Source organism: Flagellimonas marinaquae (genome assembly GCF_003992675.1).
GTDB classification, from domain to species: Bacteria; Bacteroidota; Bacteroidia; order Flavobacteriales; family Flavobacteriaceae; genus Flagellimonas; species Flagellimonas marinaquae.
Genome location: NZ_RZMZ01000013.1, coordinates 1 through 23282 on the forward strand (window position 1 = coordinate 1; position 23282 = coordinate 23282).

The following is a 23282-nucleotide window of genomic DNA, read 5'->3' on the forward strand; positions in this document are numbered from 1 at the left end:
GCCCGTTTTTTGGGATATCTCTCGTTTTCCGATTATGTCAGATCAAAAAACAAAAACCACCAATGGTTCAACGATGCCGAGATGCAGCGCCTCAAACATAAGTCCCGGTTGGAACCGGGAGATTTTGCGTTTTTGGTCCAACAATACAAACAATATAATTCGGTCTATTATGTTTCAAGTCTTTTTGAACATGCGGTGTACCTCGAAAACTGGGACAATGCAAAGGACCTTTTTGAGCCTCTTAATATCCCCTTCTTAAAAGCGAATGTGGACGTGACCGAATATACGGCCAAAATGGCCTATTTGGTCTTCCAGTTCATTAACCAAGTCCCCGAGACCTTTTTTGAAGGGATTCGCAAAAACTTGGTTTCCTGTAAAGAGTTTAGGTACTATTGCATTTATATCTATGTCGATATCATCAACCTCAACCACCGGTATGGAAAAATAATAAAGACCGCCCAATCATTAGATATCGATTTTGAGGAACAGCTTTTCCTTGATCTGATCCATGGACTGAAACAATATCTGAACACAGGGACGGCACCTCCCGTACACCGAGAGGAAAAGGAACTGGACCATCTGCCGGATGTTCTGGTCGGCAGGTATTACGGTTATCGATTGCTTTACGCTAAAATCGAAGGAAACCCTAACGATGAAAACTTCCATTGGCAATGTTTTCTGGACCGAATGGATAACAAGACCGATCTTCGACAATATCTACACGAATTCATACACCACTTGATGTTGGCCAGGGACTTGGAACGCTTGGCATTTATACTGCAAACCTTTTACGAACCCATTTTTGACAAGCACCATTTGCACAGTTATCTGGATATTTTTCTGTTCAACCTCATGGATATTATGGTCAGTTATTGTTCCGGGGAAATCAAAAGGGCACAAATCATTTTCAAGGATTTGAATCTGGAAAGGATCAAATACGGGTCCTACTGTGACTACTATCTTATTTTTTATGCCATCATAGGATACCATTTGGCGGAAACGCAAAAAGAAAAGACCAGACACTTGAACAACTACCGAAATCTCACTGAGCTTTCAAAATTTAGCCTGTTGGACGATGCATACTTAAAACGTTTTTTGATAACGGAATAACCCATGTGAAAAATTAAGCACTCTAAAATTAAGAAATGTCTTTTAACTTGATCAGAGTACTTTTAATATTTTCTTTTTTGTCAGCATCTACTTGCGCTATATCGGAAAAGGTTTCCCAATTAGAAACAGCAATAGCCACTTGGTCAATTATTTTTTTTGGATTCTTAATGTTCATTGATTTAGCCACAACAAGAAAATCCTTTGCTAAAATACCCTTCCGCTTTCCATTAATACTAAGTGCGTGCTGACTTACCCAAATACTATCTGGACGATAAGCGTGGCAAATATCATAGGCAGGTGCTAATTCCCAATTTCCACCTTGCTTCAACAAAAAGGCAAAATTTTTGGTGTGGTCGTCACAGTTTCTGGCCAAGACATTAAACACCATTCTTCTAAAAAGCTCTTCAGCAGCAGTATAAGGCAACCTGAGTTCTCTCATGGTTTGAAATAACTGTTCGTAACTGTAGCTGTTGACTTCATTGAAATCGAAATGTTTGATTGCACAAAAAGTTTGTATGTGGTGTTTTGTATTATTATCTCTATCGAAACGTTTGGTCATGAAATGAGCACGACCATTTTCTTCTAATAATTGGCAAGGCATCATGTTAATGCCTGCATCTTTTGCCATGAGGTAATAGGCCATTTCCACACGACCATAACCATGTGAGTCTCCTAATTGCACATCGCTAACTCCATCTAATTTAATGAGCCAATGTTTAAAATCTTTGGGCACTTTGGTTTGGCCAGAACGCACCTCTTTTGTTTTTTCATTATAAGCTATTACCGCTTTGGGTCTTGCCCCACCCGCCGAGGTACCAATGGTAATTAATTGCTTTACGACCTGTTCTTCTTCTTTCTTGAGATTAGCTTTAAAGGACTCCCGGCGTTGAAGGATTTTTTGAGCAACTTCAACCAAACTATCAATTTCAATTTTTATAGTATTTGATTTGGGTTTTATTGTGTTTGGTTCAAATTCTAGAGCACCCATTCCTCGGGAACCAATAAAGCATAATTGCTCTACAGGGTTCATGCTATTTTCAGGACGCCCTTGTTGTGCTAAATAAATATTAATCAATTGATTACCATATTTATCTGGTAGAATATCTGCCAAGAGCCCAGGTAATCCTTTGAAGGTGTTGAATTCACTGTTTCTGGAAGGTCGGTTTTCTGGAAATTGGAAAATTCTATTGCCAGAATTTATTGGCATTTTAAGAGGAGAAAGATTCCAGTTTAGACTCTGAAATTTTGGGTCATATTCAAAAACGCCCACCTCTTGTTGCTCATCCCAGGCAACTGCACCTACCATTTTTCCCCAAATTTTCACAAAGGCTGTTTTTACCATTCCGAATCCGTTTTGTCCTGGTCATTTGTTTTAGTGCGAACCCTTTGTCTCCGGGCACGTTCAGCCTTTGCCAATGCTATCGGACTAATTGTTTTGTTTATGCTAAACACATCCATGATGTGGAGTAAGTTAAGCACTCTTAACACCCGAATCAGCGTAGATAGGGTAACGGCTTCTCCACGTTCCAATAAACTTAAAGTGGAACGACTGATATTAGCTTTATTTGCTAATTCGCTTTGGGTTAACCGTTGTTCTGTTCGATGATGTTTTATGAAATTACCAATGGTTTTGCCCAGCATTTTATCACTACTTGCGTACCATTTTTTGTGTGAATTATCATTCATAAAGCCTATTTTTTAACTATAATACATGATTTATCATTCAAATATAGTGAACTTAAAGAAAAATAAAATATTTAATGAATGTATTTTCATTCATTAAATGCTTTTTAATTATTTAATGCATGATATATCATACATATTACATTCTTGAAATTGATATGTGAAAAAACTCTAATACGACTTCATCTTCCATCAACAAGTTGTTTGGAATATGGCCTGCAATTTGAACGATTGTTTTAAGGTCGTTATCATGATATGATTGCTTAAAACCGGCACGTAAAGCTTCTACACGAACCTCCCTTTATTTTGCCTTTAGATTTAGCCGCTTTAGTTTTATAAACCTCACATTGCTTAGCAATTATTTATTCCGCAGTTTTTCTAAATTAGCTTCGTTTTCAGGGTTTGGCACTTACCATTTTGCCTTAGTCATCTTTCAAAAAGTTTTCTTCAAGAATGTCTGCCAATTCAGGAGTAAGGCCTCCTTTACCCATACCTGCCAATGCTTGCATCCATAAAGGTTGAATGTATTGTTAAGCCAATGACTTTTCAGTTAATACATTCTTTAACCACAGCACACCATCTTGTTCCTATGAAACCAAAATAGCCAACTGAATAAACTCAGGGTTCTCAGCTTTCTTTTTATCGTATTCCTGTACATGTTCATGTTCGTTGGTAAAGAACATGCGGTCTCTCTATATAAAAAGCTCTCGCAAATCTTTTTGATAGTTAAGAGAATCTGATAGTGGTGCAAAAAAAGCACTATTTTGAATATATGAAAACAATTAGAAAATCAATCACTTTCACAAATCAACAAGATGATTGGATAAAACTTAGGGTGCACCTGTAATACCCTTCAATAAAACCCTAAATACTCAGAAAAATCCCTTAAGCTTGATTAACCCCACATCTTTTAAAAATACTCTTCATTAAAAATGAAGTATTCGAAGCCCCTTGATTTTGACCAAGTCGGAAATCCTTAAAAGGAATCTGTTTTATCAAAATTTTTAGCCTTGTCCAGACCGCAAAAAGCTCCGATTTCTCGGAGCTTTTTTTCTGCCTATTCTTTCGAAAAGCCACTCTTTTTCATGTTTTTTACTTCTGGAGAAGATGTTTTCCGTAGAAGGCCCATTTTTTTATCTTCATGGGAACTCCCTTTCATATATCACTTGTTTTGTTTTGAATATAAGTCTAGTATCGAAATATACCTATATGGCCAGGCAATATTCTTACCCGAAACGAAACAGATTTTAAAGTGTGTATACAAGCCTAAATGTTATGAACCGCGGCTGAATAAAGGTTTCCGAAGTGAATACGGATAAATTATTCGCACTGTTCCGTACCTGTGAATCTATATCAAGAATATTGGTAGCTCTGATTTCATACTCCCATTTAGCATCACGGTCTTTCCTATATGCTAATGTGGCATCCCAATTTTGAAAGGATTGGGACGAACCATTGCCCAAATCTTGGTTAGTATAGGTATAATTTGTTCGGAAGGTTACCTTTTTCCAGATATACGCATCAATTTCTGCAGAAGGAGCCATGGTCACAAATTTTGTTTTTCGTCCTCCTTGGTCGTTGTTTGTTACGCTATATCGGTATCTTAAATTTATATTGGGCGCCACTTTAAAGTTTGTCCTGACTCCTGGAGTATAGGTTTGCGTATAACCTTCGTTTAAAGAGCGCTGCCCTTGAATAAATTGATTGATTTTGCTGTAGTTAAAGCTAGTGTCCAACGAAGTCCTAACTTTGCCAAATGTCTTTTGAACCCTGCCGAATACATTTACATTTTCATCCGCAAAATTTGAATTAAAAAATGTGCTGGTTCGAATTACATTCTCAAAATTGGTCAAACTCCTTATTTGATCAATATTATTGGCGTAGGCGGCCCTTACAAAAACATTGGTGTAGTTAAACAAGTTAAAACTACTATAGAAAAGGCTCACATTATGCGATAGGGCGTTCTGAAGATCGGGTGCCCCAAATTGGATATTGTTGAAATTATTCAAAACCAAACCCTGGGCCAAACGCGTTACATCCGTAAACTGGTTTCGCATATCGTACTTCAGTGTGAGTGCTTCACTCTTTTTGATCTGCCATCGGGTTTCAAAGTCGGGCAAGAAACGGAAAAAGTTCTCTTTAAAAGTTTCTCCAAACTGAATATTCCTATTGCCATAAGCATGTACCGAAAAACCGGGGGTAACCGTAAATTTACCAAGTTTAACCCTGTAGTGAACACCTAGGTAAACGTCGCTAAAGTTATATTCGGTATCGTTTATGGCCAGCCCCTCGTTAAAAGTTGGCGTAGGCTCAAAGCGAAAGCCATCTTCCAAAAACTGGAATATATTGGAATTGAATTCTTGGTAGCTCAGAATAGCTCCAAGGGTCAGATTCAGGTTACTTTTAGTGTTCAAAATATTGTAATAATCCAATTTGGCATCCAGTTGATTGGACTTAATACGACGATTCTGGCCCAGGTCATAAGTGTTCAGCGAGGTATCCAACCCCAGAGCATCGGCAGTAGTGTCAAAAGCATCGGTCCCCTGTGGATTATTCACCAACACGGCATTGTAAAAAGGATTTTCATTTTTTATCAGATGCTGTGCCTCAAAGGCAAAGATATTTTTATCGTTGAGGGTGTAGTAGTAGTTTATATTTTGATTGATGCTATACGGGGTAACTTCATCCAACTGACTTGTATTTCCAATTACTGATGAAAAAAGACTTTGGTTCTGGGCATCATCGGACACTCTTGCAAGTATATCGTAATCCAATTGATTGTTGAAATTGGGCTGAAACGATGCGCTCAATTTTAGCAAGCCTTGGTTTGAGCGCTCACGGCTAGACTGCTCCGTGGCCTCATCGGGAATGCCCAATTCCGGATCTGTGTATTGCACAAAACTGGTTTCCCGAGATACTATGCGACTACTATTGTAGATGATAAAACCGCTCAAATCCAACGCAGAAGTTGGAGAATAACTGAAGTTTCCTGTTGCCAGCTTGTTTTCAATTTCAACGGCATTACCTTGATTTGTGAGGAAATTTAAGCTGTTGTCTCCTAAATTTATATTTGTTCCACTGCTCCTGCTTGGTGCCCTAAACCCTCCTCCAAAGTTCCGGATATCCCTTCTTGTGAGCGCGGCTTCACCGGTGTTATTTAGGTCTCCTATAAAATTCAAACTGTATTTTGGACTATAATAGAACAATTTGGGTTGTAAAACATAGAGTTCTTTGTCAGGACTTTTTCCCGCGCCTCCGGTTACATTGCCAAACCAAAAATTTTCCTTGCCCTCCCTTAATTTAATGTTTAGCGCTACATTATCCTGATTGTTGGTAACACTGCTTAGTTGGCCAACTTCAGAGTAATTACGTAAGACCTGTATTTTATCCACCGCTTTTGAAGGTATATTTTTGGTGGCCAATTTGGTATCCCCGTCAAAAAAGTCTTTCCCATTCACCATTAACTTATTCACTACTTTTCCTTCCACCTCAACCTGTCCATCTTCATTGATTTCAACCCCTGGTAAATTTTCAAGGACATCCTCCAGTTTTCGCTCTGTACCCGTATTAAAGGAGTCGGCATCATAGACGAGGGTATCGCCTTTTACTGCCACGGGCATTTTATATACGAGCTCCACTTCTTTGAGGGCATTGTTGGAGTTTAGCCTGTACTCTTTGGAAATATCACTTTCCAGTACTGTTAGCGTATCTTTTAGGGTCTGCATTCCCACATAGCTAATCTGGATTTCATAAGTCTTATTTTTACCAAGTTCCAAGGTGAATTTTCCAGACGCGTCGGTGATACCAAAGGACTCAAGTCCACTGGTCTCTTGCTCTATGGCAATCACATTGGCCAATTCCAAGGGTTCGTTCAAACTGTCCCGGACTACGCCTTCCAATTTAATCTGTGCTTGGGAAATTGCAGCTATCAGAAACAGCGCGAGACAAAAACAGTTTTTCATAGGTTTAGTAAAAGAATATCATGAACAAAGGTTTCGAGAAATGTATTGATTAACGGCCTCTGCTTCTGCCTCGGTTATCCCTCATTTCACGCATTTTTTCAATAATTGTTTCCCGATAATCCATCTTACCGATTATCTTCCCCTTATCTGGAGCCTCAATTTTGATTTTCTCGTTTGGGTTCATCACAATTTCAGAGCACAACATGGTAGTATTCCCGGCGCTAACCTCCAATATCAGGCCTGGAAGACCCCAGTATTCAGCAGGACCATGTGCCACGGATATCTGAGGGGTGTACCAAGCCTCTACCAAGGTCATTTTAATCTTAGGCCCGCCAGCATCGGTGGAATCGTTTTCCTTGGAATCAGCGTTTTGAAGATCGCCCCAAGAAAAATCATACCAGGATAATTCTTCAGACGGGACGGTAGCCATAGCCTTGAAACAGGTATATTGCCCTATTTGCTTAGATTCTTTGCCCATTTTCCAATCAATTTTCTGCAATTTGTCTTTCACCAGAAATTTTTTTCCATAAAATTCTTGGCTTTGTACCAAAGCATTTTCTTTGACATTTTTAAATTGTCTTCCCCTTGCAAAATTCTTCCCCCAAGAATCAGTGGCACCCGACATGGCGTCCAATTTCTCTTCTTCGTAAAAAACCGAAGCCTCTTTATTAAAGTGTAAAACATAGGTTTTTTCCAACCTATTCTTTAAACGTGCCATTATCTGTTTTTTCTGAGCTTCGCTCATTCGCGCACCCCAACTACCAAGTTCCATTGTAGATTTTGAAAAATAAATTGCTTTTCCCTGGAATTCCTGGGTATCAGAACTGAAAGAAAGAAGTAGGACTAAAACTAAAAGGGAATTTTTGATGAGTAATGCTTTCATGATCGCATATTTTGTTGAACCAATTTATACAAACATTAAACATAATCATTTTATTTATTAAAACATTAACAAATACATACTATATGTAAATTCCTTGGTTTACTAAATCGATTTTTTTTACCCATTTAAACCAATCCAAAAGTATTGTCAAAGACAAAAGTCTTGGTATTATTGGTGTTTAAGAGGTAAACTATATGCTTTGAATGTAATTCCATTATCCCGGTATTTCTAAGAAAAATCAATAACCAACCGCAATTTGAATAGTTTTTTCGATTCCGTTAAACATCATATCATTTGAGCAAAGCTTGCTTGCTCCCCTGCTTTATATTTATGATAAGAATTTCGAAAACCCCTAAAAAACATAGCAACACCATGAACAAAAGAAACTATATGAAGAGCCCCGAGGGACTTCAACGGATAAGAACCTTAATCGATGAACAAAAAACAGTAATGATGGCCAGTGACCTGGATAAAACACCATTTTCGGTTTGCCCGATGACCCTACAACAAATGGATGAAAAAGGAGACTTGTGGTTTTTCGTTGCAAAAGACAGTGGCCTTTTTGAGGATATTGAGAAAGATAATAGAGTTCAAATTATCTACAGTGACGAACAAAATCATCATTATGTATCAATGTTTGGAAATGCCACCCACATTATCGCAAAGCAGAAGAGAGCAGAATTATGGAACCCTGATCTACTTAATTGGTTCAAGGGAAAGGATGATGACAATTTAGCCCTTATCAGTGTAAATATGGAAAATGCCTATTATTGGGACCATGAAAACGCCAAATTGGTTTCGTTCTTTAAGATTGGTAAAGGTGGCTCCGTAAAGGAAACATCGGATTCTGAAACAAAAGGCTTTGTCAATTTGTAAGAGTAAAGAGAAACCCAAAGTGAACTGGAAGCCAAAAGGTCAAATAGCATTGGGAACAACCCGTTTTGTTCATTTTCTCAATAGGGAAGTGAAACAAAAACCAGTATCAACTATAACGTTTTCAAAGGTGGAAAATAGTTGGCGTAAAACGTTAGGAAAAACATAAAGCCCAGTATTATTGGGATTTAAGGGCAGCATTGCTTACCTTTGCCCTGATGAACGTCAAGCTCCACGAGAGAAAAAATTGCAGGATTCTAAGTTTTCATTATCTGGTATTTCGAAACCAATCAGATAAATTCATTCCGCCTACCCTATAATTACCTTCCCCTAATTGGGAAGTAGCTCTGTAACCAAGGAAGTTCGCAAAGTAAAGATTTCCGAAATTCCTGTTTGGCCCTATTCGAAACCATTAACTAAAATGTAATCCATTATCGTTCAAAACAAAAGCATGGTAATCAAAACCTACGATGCCTATACAAGACTTTCTACCATGGAAGCTGACCGGTTTGCCAATTTCCTCTTTGATCATCAAGAAGGAAAAAAAGCTGCCAAAAAAGCAATCAGAAAGGCAATCCAGTATTCTACCAAGGACATACCCGGATTGGGAGGATATGTTTTTGCCATGGAAGAAAAAGATGATATTCTGGGGTTGGCTGTTGTGAACAAGACAGGAATGGGAGATTATATCCCAGAAAATTTCCTGGTATTCTTTGTCATACACAAAGACCATCGGAACAACGATATTGAAAGTAAACTGTTGGACTACACGCTCCAATATTGCAAAGGAGACGTTGCCGTTCACATCACCGATGAAAACCAGTATCCCAACAAAAAATTTTTCGAAGAAAAAGGGTTCAATGCAACCCATTTAGAAATGAGATTGAACAGATAAACTAGTATATGTTAAAAATTGAAGTAAAACCAGGCGAAAGTATCGAACGAGCACTCAAACGCTACAAACGGAAATACCGTAACACCAAGCGTTTGGACCAGATTCGTGACCGCCAAGAATACACAAAAAAATCAGTAGAACGCCGAAAAACACTCAAAAAGGCGCAATACAAGGAACAATTCCTGAACGAACAGGAGGACCAATAATATCAAAAACAAAAAGTATCAACAACAACAAAATGAGACTTTCAAGAATTAAAAGGGAAACCAAGTATGAAAAGCGCTATAGCGTTAAAATGGGGGAGCTTACCACCCGTGTCACGTACATAAGAAGGTATATCATGGGGCTTCCCGTCCGCACTTTGCACCGATACCGTTCCACCTATTACGGTAAGGTAAAGGATTGCAAAGACTGCAATGTACTCGCATAACACCATTTTAATTTAGTATATAACCCTTTAATAAAAACAATGAAAGTATTGGTTATTGGCGCAGGTAACATGGGGCTTACCTATGCCACAGGTATGTCTAAATCCAAATTGTTGAAAAAACGCAACATTATGGTATTGGACAAGTCAAAGGAAAGACTCGAAGAGGTAGACAAAATCGCCTATTTCGATGCCATTGATAAGATAGAAGACTGCGTACCACAAGCAGATATCATCTTTTTGGCAGTAAAACCCTATCATGCCGAAGAACTATTTCATCGCATGAAAAAATTAGTGAATCCTGAACAATTGTTCATTTCGATCATGGCAGGAGTCACCATTAATTATATCCAAGAAGCCTTGGGAATCAAAAAAGTGGTCCGCGCGATGCCCAATTTGCCAGCTCAGGTCGGCAAGGGTCTCACCAGCTACGTTTCGGCCGAAGAAGTTTCCCGATTGGAACTTTTTATGGTTGAAGGGCTTTTGGACACCACGGGGAAATCCCTAAGGGTAAAAAACGAAAAGTTTATTGATGCCTCCACTGGAATCTCCGGAAGTGGTCCGGCATATGTGTTCTATTTTATGCAGAGCATGATGGAGGCCGCCCTTCAAATGGGGTTCTCCGAAAACGTTTCCAAGGTTTTGGTCAGCCAAACCTTTACCGGTGCGGTGGAATTGTTCAACCAGAACAACCTTAACCCTGACACTTGGATGGAAATGGTAGCATCCAAAGGAGGTACCACCAGGGCCGCCTTGGATTCCATGGAAGACAACAATGTAAACGAATTAATCAAAGAAGCCGCCTTCGCAGCATTCGGTAGAGCTGTGGAACTTGGCGAAGAATACTAAACCATGTACAAAGAACTAGTGGTCATCAAAGTAGGTACCAATGTGATGACCAATAAAGACAATAGAATCGTAAGACCAGTGCTCAACAGTTTGGTACAACAAATTGCCGAACTCTATGAGCGAGACATCATGACCATATTGGTTTCCTCTGGATCGGTAATAGCTGGTAAGGAGGTTCTGGGAAAAGCTAAAATCAAGGATAAGACTCAACGTAGGCAGGTGTATTCTGCCATTGGCCAACCCAGAATGATGCGGCACTATTACAACATTTTCAACGATTATGGTATGAAGTGTGCCCAGGTACTCCCTACCAAAAGGGATTTTAACCCTGGCGTACACCGCGACAACATGATCAATTGCTTGGAAGGATTGCTCTCTGAAGGTGTGATCCCGATAGCCAATGAAGACGATGCCGTATCCGTTTCCATGTCCATGTTCTCGGACAATGATGAGCTGGCCACATTGCTGGCCCAGTTGATGAAGGCCGACAAGTTGATTCTTATGACCGATATCGACGGTCTCTATGATGGACATCCCGAAAAGGAAGATTCCAAAGTCATAGGAAAAGTTGAGCCTAAAGAGGACTTGGACAAATACATAGAAGAAGGAAACAAGCAAGAAGGCGAAGGCCGCGGTGGTATGGGCTCCAAATTGAGTTATGCCCAAAAAGCTGCAGCAGACGACATTCCTTCCTACATCGTAAACGGTAAACGCGAAAACGTAATCTTGGATGTGATAGAAGGAAAGAACGTAGGAACAAAAGTTTCAAAATAACAATAATGAAATTATTAAAAACAGATTTAAAAAATAAAGTATTACAGGACATGGAGCGCATTCTCGATGAAAATCGGGATGAACTGCTCCAAGCCAATAAAAAAGATCTTGACGCATTTAACCGCGACGACCAAGCATTGTACGATCGCCTCGTAGTGGACCAAAAGAAGGTAGATCAAATGATTCAGGCCGTAAAAGAGGTGCGCCTGCAAGATGACCCCGTCAACAAGGAAATTTCCAAGAGGGAATTGGACAACGGACTTAAAATCATCAACAGAACGGCACCCTTCGGAACCATAATGATCATTTATGAATCCCGTCCTGATGTAACCATAGAGGCAGCTGTGTTGGCATTTAAGGCAAACAATAAAATATTGCTCAAAGGAGGTAAGGAAGCCTACCATAGCAACAAAGCGTTGGTCAAATTTTGGCACCAAGCCCTCACAGAAAATGGATTGTCCAAGGATTTTATCCAGTTTTTGGAAATGGACAGGACCCAAACACAAGATTTTTTACGGAATCCAGACCAAGACTTGGACCTTATTGTACCCCGTGGCGGTGAACGCTTGATTGCTTTTGTAAAAGAGCATGCCAAGTGCGCGGTGCTCATCAGCGGAAGGGGTAATAACTTCCTGTATGTGCACAAAGAGGCGGATTGGGAAAAGAGTTTAAAAGTGATTTTGAACGCCAAGACCCACAAGATTTCTGCCTGTAATGCACTGGATAAAATTTTGATGGACACCCAAATAGATGGTTATGAGGACAAACTGAAGGAACTGCAGCGAGTCCTTTCAGCCAATAATGTTTCTATTATCGTTGATGATGAAGTCAAAAAAGTATTGACAGATGAGGACGCAATCACCGACGATTCCATCTGGCAAGAAGAATTTTTGGCCATGAAATGTGTTATTGGCGCGGTTGACAATATAGATGAAGCCATCGCGAAAATCAATGCCAATTCCGGTGGACATTCCGCATCCATTATGACCGAGAACAATGAAGTTGCCAGAAACTTTATGGAAAATATAGACTGTGCTGCGGTATACCAAAACGCCTCCACCCGATTCACCGATGGGGGACAAATGGGCGTTGGGGCCGAGCTGGCTATCAGTACCGATAAATTGCACCACAGAGGTCCTTTGGGGCTCAAGCAATTGGTCACCAACAAATACTATGTGTTTGGGGATGGACAAATTAGGGTGTAATCCGAAATCAAAAATGATGTAAAAGGAGGCAAATTGCCTCCTTTTTTTATGGATTATTATCAATCCATATTCTCAAAAAGGGAAAAAGCTTATTCAATCATCATTTTTCATTGTATTTATTGGTCAATTTTTAAGAAAATCTCTAGATTTAATACATAAAAACAAATACGTATGGGAAAATTTGAGATTAAAACCGATAAATCCGGAAAGTTCAGGTTCAACTTAAAGGCCGGGAACGGACAGGTAATTTTGAGCAGCCAAGGATATTCCACAAAAGCGGCTTGTGAAAACGGAATCGATTCTGTGAAGAAACATTCACAAGACGATGATAATTTTGAAAGAAACAAAGCAAAGGACGGAAGCCCTTACTTCAATTTAAAGGCATCAAACGGTCAAGTTATCGGAAATAGCGAAATGTATTCCAGTGAATCTGCTATGGAAAATGGCATTGCCTCCGTCAAAAAAAATGCTCCCGATGCATCCGTAGAGGAAGTTTCCTAAAAACGAAGTCATATTTTACATTATAAAAAACAGCTCAATGTGGCTGTTTTTTTGTGCTTATTTTTCATCCGTCAGATCAATACAGGCATCCGTCAATTGGACCCAATTTTTTCAATTATTCGATTGTAAGAGTTTTTAATCCTTCTTGTTTACCAATCCTTTGGTAAACTCGTTCAATGCTTCAACTTTTTCCTCAAAATCGCCCTTAAGGGTTTTGCGGTATTCGTTAAGGTTTTTAACCAGGTCGTCAATATTCTCCGGAATTACATCCTCAAAAAATTGGCGTAAGCGCTTGGCCGTTGTCGGGGATTTTCCATTAGTGGAAATGGCAACCTTTACATTGCCCTTAGTAACAATTCCCCCCATATAAAAATCACAGAACGGCGGATTGTCCGCCACATTTACTAGAGTACTTCGCTCACGGCACTCGTGGTATACCTGCTCGTTTACTTCGGGTTTATCGGTACAGGCAACTACCATGTGCTTCCCGTCCAAATATGTAGTTTGGTATACGTCTTTGACAATTTCCACATGATGCTTTTGCGCCAATTCCAAAGTAGCCGGCAAAAATTCCGGGGCTACCATCTGCACTTGGGCATTTGGGCTGGACTTCAATAAAAAAGTCAATTTTTCAAGTCCCACATTACCACCGCCCACAATAAGGACGTTCAAGTTGGCCACTTTTAGAAAAATTGGATATAGTTCGTTCCTTTCCATTGCAAATTGGTTTTCAACCTCCGATAGATCAAAGATACTCACTATTTACGGCCGATATAACTCATTCGTCCCCTTAAGGTCTAAAAAGTCGGTTCCTCTTTCTGCTTTTTGGAAGATTTGAACTCATAGCGAACAAATAGCTCGTGCGAGCCTCCGCTATAATTTGCCAAGTTGGAGGTGGTAAGGTCATAGGCGTAGCCAGCGCTAAAATTGGCATCGATTTGCATCCCCAGTAGGGTAGAAAATGAATCGTCCCAGCGATAGGCCAATCCAAACAAAAAGGTCTCCTTGAGCATAGCGTTCACCGAGACATCCGCAATAATAGGTGCGCCAGGCACCCATTTTACAAAGAAAGCGGGCTTGAGTTTTACATCGGGCGTTAAGTCCACTACCTTTCCACCAATAAAATAATAGTGCAAACGCTCCGCAGCAATTTCCTGCTCCTCGCCATCGTAATGTTTTTGTGAGAAAAAATTGGGTATGGCAAAGCCCAGATAACCCTTTTTGGTATCGTAATAAAGTCCGGCACCTATGGTGGGGAAAAATTTGCTCTTGATGTTATTTTGAAAGGCCACATCGGCATCTTCTGTAAGTCCACGGGAGAAATCCACATCAAAAATACGACCACCCAATTTCATCCCGAAGGATAGCTTTCTGTTGGCGCTGTCCAGCTGAATGGTGTAAGAAACATTTCCATCCACAGAAATTTCGGAGGAAGGCCCAAGGGCATCCCTAGATATGATTCCTCCAAGACCCAATTTGTGTTCCATGGGCGAATCCACGGCAAGTACCTGTGTGTTTGGTGCGCCATTAAGGCCAACCCATTGGGAGCGGTGCAACAATAGGGCGGTCAAATGCCCATTGGAACCGGCAAAGGCAGGGTTAACGCTCATGGTATTGTACATGTACTGGGTAAACTGAGGGTCCTGCTGTGCATAAGTAAACAAAGGGATTGCGCACAGGAAAATAAAACAGATTTTCCTTAGTTCCTTGGTAATATGTATCCTTGAAATCCCCATCCTTATCTGTTTAAATACAACCAATCCGTTCGTGGTTCTGAGCCATCACCCAAATCCAAAATGTAATAATACGTACCTACTGGAAGTTGATCTTCGGGCTGAACCATGGCACGACCATTTGGCGTACCGTCCCAATCATTTTTATAGGATCTTGTTTGATATACAATATTCCCCCACCGGTTGTAAATCTGTAGTGAATTATTAGGATAACGGGAAATACAATCAATCTTAAAAAAGTCGTTCACTCCATCGCCGTTGGGCGAAAACTCGTTGTAGACTACCAAACAACTGGGGACAACTGATGCTTCGGCCCTATTGTTGCTTTCATTGGTGTCCCACTGATCCACATAGGCGATGCTCACTATGTTTTGATAGTCCTCAACATCCATCACCTCTACGGTTAGCAACAGAATAGCGGTTCCGGATACGGGCAGGGACTCCATTTCCCAAAAGGAAGCATCGGCATCATAGGTTCCAGTTGTGGTCTCCGCACTGATAAACTGATATCCCAAGGGCAATTCCTCCTGAATCCCAATCTGCGTGGCATCGTCAATACCCAGATTGGTCACGGTAATCTCAAACGTTACCTCGTCACCAATATTAGGTTCCGAGTTATCTACAGATTTTGTAATGGCCAAATCGGTGGTCTGCGGTACAACAGAAGTGGTCGCTTCGTCGTCATCCAAAAGTCCATCCATAAAATCATCCTCATCCATACCTGTTGATGGGTCGCTATCGGGGTCGGGATACAAACTTGACGACACAAAAGCTACATTCTGATACTCATTTTCCTCCCCTGTTGGCGGATTCACCATCGCCAAAATCTCCAAACTTTCGGTGTCCCGGTTCAGAATCCTTCGGTTAAGGTTCCAAATTCCTGTGGTGGCATCATAAATACCCGCCGTGGTAGTATGGGATTGGTAGCTGAACCCTGAAGGCAACAAATCTGTGACCACTACATCTCTGGCATCGGAAGGACCACTATTGGTCAAACTGATCACAAAGCGAACCACTTCCCCTACATTGGGTGTTGTGTTATCCACTATATTGGTCAGCGATAGGTCCGCTAATCCACCCGGTACGGGAATCACAGTTTCCTGATCATCCTCGGAACCTAGGTTATTATTGGGTGTGGAATCGGGATCATACGTATCCAATGCAATGAGTTCTGCCGTGTTCTTGTAATCTCCTGTTGATTTTACAATAGCCCGAATTTCCAAGGTTTGGGATGTTCCATTGGCAAGAAAGGGCAAATCCCAAGATCCTGAAATTTCATCGTAGACCCCTGCCGTGGTTTGGGCCGAAACAAATTGGTAGCCGTCCTCCAATTCGTCCTCTATAATCAATCCTGAAGCATCATTTGGGCCTTCGTTTTGTACTTGGATTGTAAAAATCAACTCATCGCCAACCTCGGGGTTCATATCGTTCACCGTTTTGGATACGGATATATCGGTAACATGCCTTGGTGTGATAGCCTGTTCGGCTTGGTCATCTTCGGACAACACTCCATTGCCCGGTGTGGAATCAGCATCAAATAGGGTCGCATTGGTCAATTCCACACCAAACGTATAGTCGCCTGATGGATTTACTTCAACCACTACATTCAACTCTGTTTGGGACTCCAACGGAACGGACCCCAGATTCCATACTCCCGTAGAAGGGTTAAATGCTCCTCCTGAATCATCGGAAACGTAGGTGAACCCATCTGGGACTATCTGAGTCACTTGCACTCCAAGTGCATCACTTGGGCCTTCATTGGTCAAGGTTGTGGTAAAGGTGATTTGAGTGCCCACATCGGGGAAGGCATCGTCGACACTTACCACCACATTCAAATCGGCCGACGGAACTGGCGTGGTCCCAGCGCTATCTTGATCGTTTTCAAAAATGTTGTTATTGTTCGGTATTGAATTGGGGTCGAATTGATCGGAAGCGAATATTTCTGTCACATTAAAATAATCTCCGGTATTGTTTACGGATGCAACTATGGTCAATGTTTTTGTTCTTCCATTGGCCAAATCCCCATTCAACGTCCACATTCCGGAGGTTGCACTGTACAGACCTGCCGTGGTCCCATGGGAAACATAGGTATATCCATCGGGCAATAGGTCCATGACCTCCACCCCCGTGGCATCGCTTGGACCCAAATTGGTGATATTTATGGTAAAAATCACCTCTTGTCCCACATAAGGACTCAATTGGTTGACCGATTTGCGCAACAATAGATCTGCCACTGGAACCACAATCGGTTCCACCGTCTGCTGATCGTCTTCAGCTTCATTGTTGTTGTTTGGACTGGAATCCACATCGCTCTCCCCCACATTGGTCAATTCGGCGGTATTGGAGTAGTTTCCAGTTTGCAGTACCTCTACGGTAATATCCAAGGTTTCTGAGCTGCCATTGGCCAAACTCCCCACTACCCACGAACCATTGGTCGCATTGTAGGTTCCCGTGGATGGAACGGCATTCACCAATTGATATCCAGAGGTCAAAAGGTCGGTTACCACCACATTAGTGGCATCACTGGGCCCGTCGTTGCCAACGGTGACCGTAAATACAATCTCCTGCCCTACTTCGGGAATCAATTCATCCACAGTTTTGGTCACGAAAATATCTACCAGAGGTTCTGGTATTATCGAAACACTGTCTTGGTCGTCCTCGCCAGGAATATCATTGTTTGGACTGGAATCCACATCATTTTGATCATGGGCGGTAATTTCAGCTACGTTATTGTAATCTCCCGATGCATTGACCGTGGCCAGTATGCTAAGACTGACCGAACTTCCGTTGGCCACAGTACCGACATCCCAAATGCCCGAAATTTCGTTGTATGCACCTCCACCATTGTCCGAGGTGTAGGTATACCCTGAAGGTAACAAATCGGTCACCTCCACCGAAGTGGCATCACTTGGACCATCATTGCTCACTGTTAAGGTAAACCTGACATTGTCGCTAACCAATGGAGGTGATTTATCAATTGTTTTCGTCAGCGAAAGATCTATCAATGGCGCTGGAGCGACCACGATATCGCCTTGGTCGTCTTCCGAAGATACCCCATTGGAAGGTGTTGAATCAATATCGTACGCATCGGAAGCAATTACTTGGGACGTATTGGTGTAATTTCCGGTAGCATTGACCAGCACATCGATGGTCAATGTTTCCGTAGCTCCATTGGATAGAGTACCTACTTCCCAAAATCCGCTTACCGGATTATACGCTCCCGTAGTTGCCGAATAGGAAACAAAATTGAAGCCGGAGAGCAACTGATCGACCACCCTGACATTGGTTGCATCATGTGGTCCAGCGTTGGAAATAGATATCTCAAAAGAGATCTGTTCCCCCACAAAAGGGGACAAATCTCCACCCACTACCGATTTCGTCAAGGAAAGATCGGCTTGTAACGGTGCCGCGGTCACTGTCGCTTCATCATCTTCGCTTTGATCTCCATCATCGTTGTTGGGACTGCTGTCACTATCCAACTGATTGGCAAAAACCACTTCCGCCACGTGTGTGAACTCCCCTAACGTCCCTGTAGGCGTCTGTACAGTCGCATTAAAACTTAAGGTAACTGTATTGTTTCCCACCGGAACGGTTAGCCCGGTCCATGTGACCTCATCCGTTAAAAAGCTAAAAGTTCCACCATTATTTATGGCGGTTACATTATCAAAACCGGTAGGCACCAAGTTGGCTATGGTTACATTGGTGGCATCCACATCGCCAAAATTGCTCAAATTTATAGTGAAAGTAACGACCTCGCCAATGCTGGGCAGCGTATTGCTCGCCACCATTTCCATTTCTAGGTCAACCCCCTGTACGGTAATTCCAGCTGTATCTGATGCGGTATTACAACTTATATCGGAGACGGTCCATTCAAAAATGTAGATTCCCAAAGCTGTATTGAAAACTTGGGTGTTGGGATTATTGGCATCCGCAAAGGTGACCAAGGTAGGACCGGACAATTGTGTCCATGTCCCAGTACCAACCACTGGTGTATCGGCACTTAAAAAAACAGAGGTTGTCTGGTCAAAAGTCAGATCGGGACCTGCATTCACTGCACAATCCTGGGAGAAACCTACTTGCAACGTAGCCAACAGCAGAAAAACTGTCAACAGAAAGTTCCTGAAAATAGGGAGCGACTGAGGTTTGGTCATAGTTGGGTTGATGAGGTTTTCCTTATCTGGCAAGGCTTACCCAAACTTATCAAGAACTGGCCTAAAATGGGAAGTTATGTTGTAGGGCAAGTGGCTTTTGTTGTGAAAACACCGATAAATGAAGAAAGAAAAACCCTTTCCAAGCTGCTCTTGGGAGCCATTCCTCCAAAGTACCACCACATTGTTTACTGTTCGATTTACGCATTAAAAAAGAAAGGGACCCAACTTTGGGTCCCTTTCTAACGTATTCAATTAATTTTCTTTGGTTTTTAGGCCTCGCAGCTCACACAATCTTTCTTTTGTTTGAATTTTTGTGCGGCATTCATACTGTGCTGATAGTACAAGGACTTCAATCCCAGTTTCCATGCAGTAACGTGGATTTTGTTGATTTCCTTGGTCGGCATATCAGGGTGTACAATAATGTTCACGGATTGTCCTTGATCGATATGATTCTGTCTGTTGGCCGCTTGATAAATGATATCCAATTGATCCAATTCAGAATAGGTTTTAAACACCGCCTTTTCCTCTTCGGTCAAGAAATCCAAGTGCTGTACAGAACCATCCATATCACGAATGCTCTTCCATACTTCTGGGGTATTTTGTCCCTTTTCTTCCAAGAGATCCATGAGGTATGGATTCTTGATGGTCACCTTGATCTTGGCAATATCCTTAACGTAACAGTTACTCCAAATAGGCTCGATTCCTTGTGAAACCTGTCCCAAAATGAAGGCCGAAGAAGTGGTTGGCGCAATGGCGTTCAATGTGGCATTACGTCTTCCATACCCTTTCAACACATCTGGCTCACCAAAACGTTCTGCCAATTGCTCGGATGCCTTGTTGGAACGCTCCTTGATTTCCCTGAAAATTTCACTGTTCAAGTTGTAGGCCTCTTGGCTATCGAAGGCCAATCTTTTGGATTGTAGCAATGAGTGCCAGCCCAATACACCTAGGCCCAAGGCACGGTTTTGCTTGGCGAAATTATAGGCACGCTCCATAAACAAGAACGTTTGTTGGTCCTCCCTATCCGAAGAATCCCTGTATTCCTCCAATTTTTCGGTAAACTCGGTAATCACGGCATCCAAGAAATGCACCATGGTCTCTACGGCATCCGTCTTTTTCCACTTATCGTAGTGCAGTAAGTTTACGCTTGAAAGTACGCACACGAACGACCAATCATCGCTGGAAGGCAACATGATTTCGGTACAAAGGTTACTGGCGTGAATGCGGTGTTTTTTGTCCTTATACACATCTGCTGCACCATCATTGGCGTTGTCGGTGAAGAATACATATGGGTATCCCATCTCTCCCCTTCGTTGCAGTACTTTGGCCCAAACGGTTCTTTTTTCCGCGTCACCATCTACCATTTCTTGCATCCATTGGTTGGTTACGGTAACACCATGGGTCAATTGCTGGATTGGGTTTCCTTCGGTACCGATTTCCAAAAATTCCATGATATCCTTGTGATCAATGGGAAGGTATGGAGAAAAACGACCGCGACGAACCGACCCTTGGCTGACCACATCTACCATAGATTCGAACAACTGCATAATATGGACGGCACCTGAGGCTTGTCCGTTATTTTTAACGGGCGCTCCCCTATGCCTGATTTTTCCAAAATAACCCGATGTTCCCCCACCAAGCTTGGACATCATCCCTACTTCCGATTGGGTATAAAGGATGTTCCCCATGTCATCATCGATATGGGAACCAAAGCAACTGATGGGCAGCCCACGCTTTTTTCCAAAATTGGACCACACTGGAGAGGCCAAAGAGAAAAAACCCTCGGACATATAGCCATAAAACTTATCGGAATATCCGGGTATCCCCAAAATCTCCTCGGCTCTATCGCCGATTTCGCGGATACGTTCCTCTGGGGAAACTCCCTCGGTCAAATATCCGGATGCTAAAAATTTTCGGCTGTATTCGTTCAACCATTCGAAGCCTTTACTTTCTTCGTTCTTCAATTTGGACAAGGTATCTTTTCTTGCGTTTACAAGCTCCTGTGTTTTATTGTCCTGCTTTTGGTCGGTGGTCGGGGTTATTTGTGTTCTCTTCTCCATAATTAAAAAAGGTCGTCGCTAGTTATACTTTGTGTTCTTTTGCTATAGTTGATGGATCTTTTTACAAAAAAGTCTCCGTGTTTTGTTCCTATGATCTCGTCATCGAACCATTCGGTCTGTTCCAATAGTTTTTGGTCGACATCGAATATTTTGGGGATGCCTATGCTCTCCAATGAATTGTTGAATCTGTTCTTGATAAACTCGTTGACCAAGTTTTTGGGCAAGAAATCCAATTCACCCGCTTCAAAAATCCAATCCACAATTTTGCTTTCCGCATCAAATGCCTTCTCACAGATATCCTGAATCATCTCTTTGTACTCATCATCGAACCACTCTGGATGTTCCTTTTTGATGATATTGATCACATCGATACCAAAATCGCCATGGATCTGTTCTTCCTTGGATGTAGCCTCAACCACATTGGAAATTCCCTTCAACACATTTTTGTGTTTATTGAATGCCATAATGATCAAGAACTGGGAAAACAGGGAAACGTGCTCAATAAATAGGGAGAACAACAAGATCGATTCAGCATATTCCCTATCGTTCTCACTTTTGGCATTCTTAAGCGCAGTCTCCAAATACTGCACCCGTTTCATGATTACCGGCTTTTTCTTCAAGTTTTCGAACTCCTTGTTCAATCCCAAAATCTCCAAAAGATGGGAATAGGCATCGTGATGGCGCACTTCGCTTTCGGCAAAGGTGGCGCCTACCGAACCAATTTCAGGTTTGGGCATTCTGTGATAAATGTCGCCCCAGAAGCTCTTAACGGCCACTTCAATCTGGGAAATGGCCAACATGGTATTCTTGATGGCACTGCGTTCCACATCCGTCAACCCAGATTTAAAATCCTGGATATCGCTGGTAAAATTGAACTCGGTATGGATCCAATAAGAGTGTCTGATTGCCGGAACGTATTCATACAATTGTGGGTACTCATAGGGCTTTAGGTTGATACGCTTTTCGAAGATATTCGACTCACGCATTTGGGCCCTCTTGTTCCTGTAAATAATGTAGGCTTTTGCCGCATCGTGGAACTCACTGTCCATAAGTTCGTTCTCCACTACATCCTGCACTTCCTCCACCGTGGGCACGTACTGTTCATCTTGTCTTTTTCGTTCCAACAACACTTGGTTAACGTTGTCGGCAATGGTCTGCGCATCGTTGATCTGGCCATGTTCCACGGCCGTCATGGCTTTCAAGATTGCGTTTGTAATCTTGTGCAAGTCAAATTCTTGCGTACTAAAATCCCTCTTAGTTATATGAGTAATCTGCATGAAGAAAACGGTTTGGAGTTGAAAAAAATAGCTTGACTGTAAAATTCCTATTTTCTTTACTTAGATTTTAAGTTGACCCGATCAGGTTCTTAACACTTTTATCAACATTTGTTTTTTCGGCCAATAAAAATCCATGGGAGCAAACGTAAATCAAGGGCTCCGAAAAATTGGGTCCGAATTCGAAATTTTAGAAATACTTTTTCACAGTTCTTTAACAATTTTTCAGTTCGCCCATGCATCACCCCAGTAAACACCGAATATGGAACCGTTTCAGACCTTGAAAAATCCTCTCAATGTATCCAACCCTTTTTTGTGTAGCCAACGTCTATGAACAAAAAATGTGTCATCAAAGACCCCTACCATTCAATAATGTTTTTATTTTTGACCCAAGTAAATCATTTTGAGTATGTTGATTACGGCAAACAAAGCCATCTCCCCGTTATTGAGTTTTGATTTTTATCTGGAGGCCTACCATCGGCTGGTGAAGACCTTGAGGAAAGAAGAGGACCTAAAGCATCTTCGGGAGGTACTTAACGGGAATCTTGGAACTCATATCCAAAACCTCATATTGAAAGAAAACTACGATACGTTGGTAGTGACCTGCCCCAAGCAACACATTGTTTGGGTAAACGATGGGTTCACACAAATGACCGGTTACACCAAACATTTCGCTATAGGCAAAAGGCCAAGTTTCCTTCAGGGCAAGCAAACCCCAAAAAGCACTACTGACGAAATTAGAGAACAATTAAAGACTACCAATACCTATAGCGGCTCGGTAATCAACCACCGAAAGAATGGGGAGCCTTATCTCTGTAAAATTCAAATATTGCCCCTTTACGATTCCCAAAAGGAGCTTACGCATTTTATTGCGCTGGAGAAGGAGTTAATGGCTGCTTAAG

General features: G+C 41.7%; 19 protein-coding genes. 10 read left to right on the forward strand and 9 right to left on the reverse strand.

All coding sequences use genetic code 11. The features are described 5' to 3' along the window. On the forward strand, positions 1–1110 hold a 1110-nt coding region (locus EO130_RS15405; RefSeq protein ID WP_164732890.1), incomplete at its 5' end, for a hypothetical protein. A 28-nt stretch (positions 1111–1138) separates the two neighbouring features. Here the strand turns inward: EO130_RS15405 and EO130_RS06930 are convergent. The 4 genes from EO130_RS06930 to EO130_RS06945 form a co-directional block, all read right to left on the reverse strand. Then, entirely contained in the window at positions 1139–2452 is a 1314-nt protein-coding gene (locus EO130_RS06930) for a type II toxin-antitoxin system HipA family toxin (RefSeq protein WP_127140801.1), read from the reverse strand. After that, a complete protein-coding gene (locus tag EO130_RS06935) occupies positions 2446–2796 on the reverse strand; it encodes a helix-turn-helix domain-containing protein (RefSeq protein WP_127140802.1) in 351 nt (116 codons plus the stop codon). The genes EO130_RS06930 and EO130_RS06935 overlap by 7 nt, the downstream gene beginning before the upstream one ends. A gap of 1244 nt (positions 2797–4040) precedes the next feature. Beyond that, positions 4041–6755 (reverse strand): carboxypeptidase-like regulatory domain-containing protein, encoded by a 2715-nt coding sequence (locus EO130_RS06940; RefSeq protein ID WP_127140803.1) that lies wholly within the window; start codon positions 6753–6755, stop codon positions 4041–4043. 49 nt (positions 6756–6804) lie between these two features. Further along, the gene (locus EO130_RS06945; RefSeq protein WP_127140804.1) at positions 6805–7638 is read right to left on the reverse strand and encodes a GLPGLI family protein; all 834 of its coding nucleotides are present in this window, start codon (positions 7636–7638) and stop codon (positions 6805–6807) included. Between the two features lie 372 nt (positions 7639–8010). Here EO130_RS06945 and EO130_RS06950 point away from each other — a divergent pair, with 372 nt between their 5' ends. The 8 genes from EO130_RS06950 (at position 8011) to EO130_RS06985 (ending at position 13162) form a co-directional block, all read left to right on the forward strand. Continuing rightward, on the forward strand, positions 8011–8514 hold the full coding sequence (locus tag EO130_RS06950; protein WP_127140805.1) for a pyridoxamine 5'-phosphate oxidase family protein: 504 nt from the start codon (positions 8011–8013) through the stop codon (positions 8512–8514). A gap of 448 nt (positions 8515–8962) precedes the next feature. After that, complete coding sequence (locus tag EO130_RS06955; RefSeq protein WP_127140806.1) at positions 8963–9406, forward strand: GNAT family N-acetyltransferase; 444 nt, start codon at positions 8963–8965, stop codon at positions 9404–9406. Between the two features lie 8 nt (positions 9407–9414). After that, complete coding sequence (gene rpsU, locus EO130_RS06960) at positions 9415–9612, forward strand: 30S ribosomal protein S21 (protein WP_127140807.1); 198 nt, start codon at positions 9415–9417, stop codon at positions 9610–9612. A gap of 32 nt (positions 9613–9644) precedes the next feature. After that, positions 9645–9836 (forward strand): hypothetical protein, encoded by a 192-nt coding sequence (locus EO130_RS06965; protein ID WP_127140808.1) that lies wholly within the window; start codon positions 9645–9647, stop codon positions 9834–9836. A gap of 39 nt (positions 9837–9875) precedes the next feature. After that, positions 9876–10682, forward strand: a complete 807-nt coding sequence (proC, locus tag EO130_RS06970; RefSeq protein ID WP_127140809.1) for a pyrroline-5-carboxylate reductase — start codon at positions 9876–9878, stop codon at positions 10680–10682. A gap of 3 nt (positions 10683–10685) precedes the next feature. Then, on the forward strand, positions 10686–11456 hold the full coding sequence (gene proB, locus EO130_RS06975) for a glutamate 5-kinase (protein ID WP_127140810.1): 771 nt from the start codon (positions 10686–10688) through the stop codon (positions 11454–11456). Positions 11457–11461: 5 nt separating this feature from the next. Then, entirely contained in the window at positions 11462–12661 is a 1200-nt protein-coding gene (locus EO130_RS06980; protein ID WP_127140811.1) for a glutamate-5-semialdehyde dehydrogenase, read from the forward strand. A 171-nt stretch (positions 12662–12832) separates the two neighbouring features. After that, entirely contained in the window at positions 12833–13162 is a 330-nt protein-coding gene (locus EO130_RS06985; protein ID WP_127140812.1) for a YegP family protein, read from the forward strand. A 135-nt stretch (positions 13163–13297) separates the two neighbouring features. Here EO130_RS06985 and EO130_RS06990 read toward each other — a convergent pair whose 3' ends face one another. The 5 genes from EO130_RS06990 to EO130_RS07010 form a co-directional block, all read right to left on the reverse strand. Then, a complete protein-coding gene (locus EO130_RS06990; RefSeq protein ID WP_127140813.1) occupies positions 13298–13879 on the reverse strand; it encodes a precorrin-2 dehydrogenase/sirohydrochlorin ferrochelatase family protein in 582 nt (193 codons plus the stop codon). A gap of 80 nt (positions 13880–13959) precedes the next feature. Further along, entirely contained in the window at positions 13960–14898 is a 939-nt protein-coding gene (locus tag EO130_RS06995; RefSeq protein ID WP_127140814.1) for a PorP/SprF family type IX secretion system membrane protein, read from the reverse strand. A 2-nt stretch (positions 14899–14900) separates the two neighbouring features. Next, positions 14901–19046 (reverse strand): T9SS type B sorting domain-containing protein, encoded by a 4146-nt coding sequence (locus EO130_RS07000; protein ID WP_127140815.1) that lies wholly within the window; start codon positions 19044–19046, stop codon positions 14901–14903. A gap of 269 nt (positions 19047–19315) precedes the next feature. Beyond that, positions 19316–21106, reverse strand: a complete 1791-nt coding sequence (locus EO130_RS07005; RefSeq protein ID WP_127140816.1) for a ribonucleoside-diphosphate reductase subunit alpha — start codon at positions 21104–21106, stop codon at positions 19316–19318. 2 nt (positions 21107–21108) lie between these two features. After that, the gene (locus EO130_RS07010) at positions 21109–22383 is read right to left on the reverse strand and encodes a ribonucleotide-diphosphate reductase subunit beta (RefSeq protein ID WP_127140817.1); all 1275 of its coding nucleotides are present in this window, start codon (positions 22381–22383) and stop codon (positions 21109–21111) included. A 406-nt stretch (positions 22384–22789) separates the two neighbouring features. On the opposite strand from EO130_RS07010, the gene EO130_RS07015 reads away from it, so the two are divergent. Beyond that, positions 22790–23281 carry a PAS domain-containing protein gene (locus tag EO130_RS07015; protein WP_127140818.1) on the forward strand — a complete coding sequence of 164 codons (492 nt, stop codon included), beginning with the start codon at positions 22790–22792 and terminating at the stop codon, positions 23279–23281. The last annotated feature ends 1 nt before the right edge of the window (position 23282 follow it).